At 62.0% G+C, this 234-nt stretch carries 1 pseudogene; it reads right to left on the bottom strand.

Annotated features, from left to right (window positions below):
* A pseudogene (gene nhaB / locus SB765_RS33970) lies at window positions 1–234 on the bottom strand (sodium/proton antiporter); the annotation flags it as partial.

Here is a 234-nt window from a genome sequence, read left to right as displayed (position 1 = left end):
CATGCCCGGCTGTTGCTCGGCAGGCAGCGTCAGCACCCAGCTGATCAAGGGGCTGAACAGTTGCTGCTGATGAATCACTGCCACCACGGCGAAGAACACCACCAGCAAGGATGTGAACGGCATGGCGTCCTGGAAGGCACGGCCCAGGCGGTGCTCATCGGTGATGCCGGTAAAGGCCGTGATCAGCACACTCACCATCAGGCCGATCAGACCAACCTCGGCCACATGCAGCCC

The organism is Pseudomonas sp. SIMBA_067 (assembly GCF_046534675.1).
Classification (GTDB): domain Bacteria; phylum Pseudomonadota; class Gammaproteobacteria; order Pseudomonadales; family Pseudomonadaceae; genus Aquipseudomonas; species Aquipseudomonas putida.
Note: the sequence above shows the minus strand (reverse complement) of the source record. Positions and strands in the feature narration are given on the sequence as shown.